This window comes from Lutibacter sp. (genome assembly GCF_041596795.1).
Taxonomy (GTDB): Bacteria; Bacteroidota; Bacteroidia; order Flavobacteriales; family Flavobacteriaceae; genus Lutibacter.
Map to the genome: position 1 here is coordinate 1 of NZ_JBFHHX010000170.1, position 5,964 is coordinate 5,964.

The window sequence follows — 5,964 nt, forward strand, 5'->3', positions numbered from 1 at the left end:
GAGCAACCGCCACTTTTAACGCCAACTCTTACAAAATCCACCTCAGGATTAAAGCCATCTTCTTGCATTAACTCTATAACTTTCTTTTTTGCTATTTCTGAAACTTTTATCATATCGCTTAAATAGATTAATTCTAAATAAGGGCAAATATAAGCACAAAAATTGGTTTTTAAAGGGTTTTGGTATGAATAATATTGATAGTATTATTACCTATATCAATAGTTAGCTTGTTATTAATGAATTATTTATTAAAGTTATTGTAATTTTTTTTAAATGATTAAACCTCAATTTAACTAAAGCTTGTTAAATTTAGTGGTTTTTTAAATTCTTATTTATTATTTGAAGTTGTAAATGCTAAAAAAGTAGAAATTCAACTATTACAAAAAGTAATAGTTTTCGTTTCATTTTAAGAATTGCTATATCTTTGCAAAATGATAGAAGATAAAAACCAATCGCGCACTAAATTATCTGAATTAGGAGAATTTGGATTGATAGAGCATTTAACTCAAAATTTTAAAATTAAAAATTCATCAACCATAAAAGGTGTTGGTGATGATGCTGCTGTTATTGAAAATAAAGATCATCAAATTTTAGTAACTACCGATTTGTTAATTGAAGGTGTTCATTTTGATTTAAGTTACATGCCTTTAAAACATTTGGGTTATAAAGCGGTAATGGTAAACTTATCGGATGTATATGCAATGAACGGAAACGCAACACAAATTACCGTATCAATTGCAGTTTCTAATCGTTTTCCTTTAGAAGCTATAGAAGAATTATATGAAGGAATTTACGCTGCTTGTGAAACGTATAATGTTGATTTGGTTGGTGGAGATACTTCAACTTCAACAAAAGGCTTGTTAATAAGTATAACAGCTGTTGGTGAAGTAAAAAAAGAAGATATTGTGTATAGAGATGGCGCAAAACCGAACGATTTATTAGTAATTACAGGTGATATTGGTGCAGCATATTTAGGTTTGCAAGTATTGGAACGTGAAAAGCAAGTTTTTCAAGTAAATCCAAATTCTCAGCCAGATTTAACAAACTACTCTTATTTGGTGCAGCGACAATTAAAGCCTGAAGCTAGAAAAGATATTGTTAATTTATTGAAAGAGTTAAAGGTGAAACCAACCTCTATGATTGATATTTCTGATGGATTATCTTCAGAAATTTTACATATTTGTAAACATTCTAAAGTTGGTTGTAATGTGTATGAAGAAAAAATTCCATTAGATCAACAAGTAATTTCTACCTGTGAAGAATTCGATTTAAATAGTACTACCATTGCTTTAAGTGGCGGTGAAGATTATGAGTTGTTATTTACCATTTCTCAGGATGATTTTTTAAAAATTAAAGGAAATCCACATTTAACAGTTATCGGTCATATAGTAGATGAAAGCGTTGGTGCAAATTTAGTTACAAGAGCCGGGCAACAAATTAAATTAACGGCACAAGGTTGGAATGCTTTAAAAAATAATTAAACTATTTTATAAAAATCTCACTAACTTAAAAGTGAGATTTTTTTTAAAATAATGCTTAGGCATTATAATTGATGCTTGTTTAAAAATTATAAGGCATATGAAAAACCTGTTGCTTATTGCGTTATTTATAATTCCTTTTACAGTATTTTCTCAAGGTAAACTTGAAAAAGCGAAAGAAGATTTATCTAAAGATTCCCAAAGTACAGAAGAATCTTCAGAAAGAGATAGGTCAATTAGATTAAAAAGAGATCACAATAATTTTTTTGTAGATGTTTTTGCTGAAATTGGTTTTTATGCATTTTACGGAACGCTTTTAGGAAGTTCAGATTATAGATCGTTAACGCCATATCCATATTTTTATGATGCTACAGGTGAATATTTAAAAGTAGATTTAGATTCCTCTAAAAACAGTCAGTTTAAAATAGGAGCAAGTCAATATTTTAACAAAGGCGTAAAAGGCATTGAACTAAATGCAGATTATAGAGTAATTCCTATTTTAGGAATTGAAGCTTCTTACCTTAATTTTTCTGAGAACACTTTACAAGGAAAAGAGTACTTAAATGTCACATCTTTGCTGTTAAAATATTATAGAGTTAGAGAGAAAAATGTTTCTATTTGGTGGGGATTAGGAGCAACTCATGTGGGGAATGAAGTAAATACTTGGGTTTTTACTTATACTATTGGAACAGAAATATTCCCCGTTAAACCAATAAGTTTATATGCAAATTACAAGCAAAGTTTTATAAATAGTTCAAGTATTGATGAATTTAAAATTCATATAAAATATCATATTAAAAAAACTGCTATTTATACAGGTTATCAAAATGTTGAGTTGGGAAGTGAAACTATAAAAGGTATTGTTTACGGAATAGAATATACTTTTTAACTAGGTGCTTTTTATAAATTGAGATAACGTAGCAATTAAATCTTCTCTATTTTCAATATGACTCATATGTCCATCAGGAAATTCAACAACTTTAACATTGGTGTTTTTAGTTTGTTTAATTAGCGAATTATAATCCAAAGCAGGATCTTCTTTTCCAATAATCATTTTAATTGGATACGTAGCATTTTTATAAATTGAAGTTAAGTCTTCTCTTATTTTCATACCTTCCAATGCAGCAATAATTCCTTGAGGAGAAAGTTTTAAAGCTTCGTTGGTTACCGTATTTATTTCCGAAGTAAAAATTGCTCTGTTTTTTTCTGAAAAAAGCATAGGAATGGCAATTCTAACAAAAGTTTTATGATTTTGTTTTACGGCTGCAATTCCTCTATCTCGGTTTAATTTTTTCTCATCCGTATCTGGTAATGCGGTAGAATTCATTAAGCAAATTCCTTTTATGTTTTTTGGAAAAAGCTTGGCAAAAGCTAAAGCAATATAACCGCCCATACTATGGCCAACAATACTATATTTTCTCAGCTTTAAAAAGTCTAAAACAGTTTTTACCATTTTAGCTTGTTCTTCCATAGTGTGAATATAACCGTGACTTTCCGATTGTCCGTGGCCTAATAAATCAATACAAATTACTCTATTTTTTTTAGTTAATTCAGATACAATTCCGTTCCACATTGTTAGGTTTTCTAAAAAACCGTGCAACAATACTACAGCGCTTCCATTGCCAGTTGAAGTAAAATGTATAGAAGTGTTTTTGTAAAGAATAGTCATAAATTTAGGATTTTAAATTGTTCTAATTTTTTAAACTTTTTACAGCTGAAAATGCAGTATCTACAACATCGTCTTCAACTAAAATGGTGAATTCGTTGGTAGTAGAAACAACTTCGTATAAAGAAATTCCTTCCCAAGCCAAACGTTTAAAAAATTGATAATATAAACCTGCAATTTTAGTATTTTCTTTAGGTAAACCAATTGTTATAGCCGATAAATGATCTTGTTTGGTGGTGCAAATTTCATCTTTGTAATTCTCCTCCATATTATCTTTTAATGTATTGGTTATTAACACATTACTTTCGTGTACGCCGCGTGTAAACGTATAAAAAATATGTGGATCTTCTTTAATTACTTCCAACATTTTTAAGTGACTGTGAATTAAACTTGGAGAATTTTTAAAGGTATAATCTGAAATATCAGATCGAACGGTAATATCACCTAAATTTTGCAATACTTTATTTAATTTTACCTTGTTTGCCATTTCTTTTGGAGGACTATAACGTCTTAAAGCCATCATTACAGCACCAGCTTTTACTGGTTTTCGTAACATTTTAGAAATTGGCTCTCTCAATTCCTCAGAAAGTGCGCTAAAGTTTAAGATATTACGCGTTAACGCGTCCTCTAAAAAAGGTTGAGAAACTAAAATCTCTTCTACACAAGTTGCTACAGTTTTCATTTTGTTAAATAGTTAACAGTTTGTGCAAAATTAGTTTATAATTTTTAAATAAACATAACTAATTAAAAAACTATTTACTTTTGCGTATTAAAAATTAAGAAAAAATGAAAGTTTTAAAGTTTGGTGGTACATCCGTAGGTTCAATTGATAACATAATGCGTGTTAAAGAGTTAATAACGGATAATGATAAAAAAATTGTTGTATTATCGGCAATGTCTGGTACTACAAATGCTTTGGTTGAAATTTCTGACCTTATAAAAAGAGGTGCTCTAGAGCAAGCTTTGCAAAATATAGAAGAATTATATACAAAGTATAATGTTGTTATTGATGAATTGTTTGAATCTTCGGAAATAAAACAAGAAGTAGCAAATTATATTGATAAAATATTTGATTTTTTAAGAAGAATTACTTCAGAAAAACACTCCTTATTATTGTATAATAAAATTGTGGCGCAAGGAGAATTATTGTCCACTTTTATGTTTACAAAATATTTAAATCAAGAAGGTGTAAATGCACGTTTATTACCAGCGTTGGATTTTATGAGAATTGATAAAGCCAATGAGCCAGATGAATTTTATATTAAACAAAATTTACAACGTATTATTAATGAAGCGTTACCTGCAGATATTTATATAACGCAAGGTTTTATTTGTTTAGATGCTTATGGAAATGTAGCAAACTTACAACGTGGCGGAAGTGATTATACAGCTACAATTATTGGAGCAGTTATAGAAGCTGACGAGGTTCAAATTTGGACTGATATTGACGGAATGCATAATAACGATCCTAGATTTGTTGAAAACACCCACGCAATTTCTAATTTATCTTTTGATGAAGCTGCAGAGTTGGCCTATTTTGGAGCAAAAATTTTACATCCACAAACAGTAATGCCTGCACGTGAAGCAAATATTCCTGTTCGTTTAAAAAACACTATGGATCCTGAATGTTATGGAACTTTAATTACTAGTGATTATGTAGGTGAGGGAATTAAAGCAATTGCAGCTAAAGATAATATTACGGCTATTAAAATTAAATCGGCACGAATGCTTTTGGCGCACGGATTTTTGAAAAAAGTATTTGAGGTTTTTGAAAAATATGAAACGTCAATTGATATGATTACAACATCAGAAATTGCTGTGTCATTAACCATTGATAATGATAAAAATTTAGCGGATATTAAAGAAGAATTAGAAAAATTTTCTACCGTTGAAATAGATAGTCAACAATCAATTATTTGTTTAGTTGGGCACTCAGTTGTTCAACATCATGAAACACATCGTTTATTTCAAGTATTGCAAGATATTTCTGTAAGAATGATTTCTTATGGAGGAAGTAATAATAATATATCACTTTTGGTAAATACCAATGATAAAATTACGGCGCTTAAAAAATTGAATACTTACATTTTTGATTTTGCCACCTCATAAATTTCTATGATAAATTTATTGGTTAATTTTAAAACCTCGAAATTTTATTTCGAGGTTTTTTTTTTTAGTTATATTCTTTATCAATTTCTTTAATAAAATACGATGGGTAAATACCGGTAGATTTATAAAAGGCTTTTGAAAATGATTCTGAATTATTAAATCCAATTTCTTCTGAAATTCCTTTAATACTATATTTTCTAAAAGTAGCATCTTTTTTTATTTTATCTATACAATATTCAATTCTTAAATCTGAAATATAAGTGCTAAAATTTTTCTTTTTTTGGTAATTAATGGTTTTAGAAAGGTAATTAGAGTTTGTGTTAAGTTGCTGAGCTAAGCTGTTTAAAGTAATATCATTTCTTAAAAAACCATTCGATTTTTCAAACTCAGTTAACGCTTCAAGAATGGCATCATTAATATGATCTGAAATTGTAGCATTCTCTTCAATAGCGTAATTTTTTTCAGATAAAACATTTCTTTCTTGTACTATTGTTTTAAATCTTTTTTTATAGTTGCGTTGCTTTATATAACCTCTTATAATTAAAATTACACCTAAAAAAGTTAAAGTTAATAACGCCCAAATAACATATGTATTTAATTTTTGTTGCTTATTTAAAGTTGTAATTATTTGTTGTTTTTCTGCAAGTAAAATTGGTGTATCGTATTTTTTGTGAATGGTTTCATTTAATATTAAGTGGTTATTTTGTAGTA

General features: G+C 28.6%; 6 protein-coding genes and 1 pseudogene. 3 read left to right on the plus strand and 4 right to left on the minus strand.

What is annotated here, in order from left to right; all coding sequences use genetic code 11:
• Positions 1-113, minus strand: a pseudogene (locus ABY298_RS14270) (iron-sulfur cluster assembly accessory protein); the annotation flags it as partial.
• Between the two features lie 318 nt (positions 114-431).
• Between ABY298_RS14270 and thiL the strand changes: the two are divergent.
• Both thiL and ABY298_RS14280 read left to right on the plus strand, forming a co-directional pair.
• Entirely contained in the window at positions 432-1,481 is a 1,050-nt protein-coding gene (thiL, locus tag ABY298_RS14275) for a thiamine-phosphate kinase (RefSeq protein ID WP_372746731.1), read from the plus strand.
• A gap of 97 nt (positions 1,482-1,578) precedes the next feature.
• Positions 1,579-2,367, plus strand: a complete 789-nt coding sequence (locus tag ABY298_RS14280) for a hypothetical protein (protein WP_372746732.1) — start codon at positions 1,579-1,581, stop codon at positions 2,365-2,367.
• Here ABY298_RS14280 and ABY298_RS14285 read toward each other — a convergent pair whose 3' ends face one another.
• Positions 2,368-3,147 carry an alpha/beta fold hydrolase gene (locus tag ABY298_RS14285; RefSeq protein WP_372746733.1) on the minus strand — a complete coding sequence of 260 codons (780 nt, stop codon included), beginning with the start codon at positions 3,145-3,147 and terminating at the stop codon, positions 2,368-2,370.
• 22 nt (positions 3,148-3,169) lie between these two features.
• A complete protein-coding gene (locus tag ABY298_RS14290) occupies positions 3,170-3,826 on the minus strand; it encodes a hypothetical protein (RefSeq protein ID WP_372746734.1) in 657 nt (218 codons plus the stop codon).
• Between the two features lie 104 nt (positions 3,827-3,930).
• On the opposite strand from ABY298_RS14290, the gene ABY298_RS14295 reads away from it, so the two are divergent.
• Positions 3,931-5,253 (plus strand): aspartate kinase, encoded by a 1,323-nt coding sequence (locus tag ABY298_RS14295; protein WP_372746735.1) that lies wholly within the window; start codon positions 3,931-3,933, stop codon positions 5,251-5,253.
• Positions 5,254-5,317: 64 nt separating this feature from the next.
• On the opposite strand, the gene ABY298_RS14300 is transcribed toward ABY298_RS14295, so the two are convergent.
• Positions 5,318-5,964 (minus strand): helix-turn-helix domain-containing protein (locus ABY298_RS14300; RefSeq protein ID WP_372746736.1); only part of this gene is annotated, 647 nt, incomplete at its 5' end.

Excerpts from the sequence above, each read along its gene's own strand:
- ABY298_RS14295 (WP_372746735.1), top strand. The coding sequence starts at position 3,931 with ATGAAAGTTTTAAAGTTTGGTGGTACATCCGTAGGTTCAATTGATAAC.
- thiL (WP_372746731.1), top strand. The coding sequence starts at position 432 with ATGATAGAAGATAAAAACCAATCGCGCACTAAATTATCTGAATTAGGA.
- ABY298_RS14280 (WP_372746732.1), top strand. The coding sequence starts at position 1,579 with ATGAAAAACCTGTTGCTTATTGCGTTATTTATAATTCCTTTTACAGTA.
- ABY298_RS14290 (WP_372746734.1), bottom strand. The coding sequence starts at position 3,826 with ATGAAAACTGTAGCAACTTGTGTAGAAGAGATTTTAGTTTCTCAACCT.
- ABY298_RS14285 (WP_372746733.1), bottom strand. The coding sequence starts at position 3,147 with ATGACTATTCTTTACAAAAACACTTCTATACATTTTACTTCAACTGGC.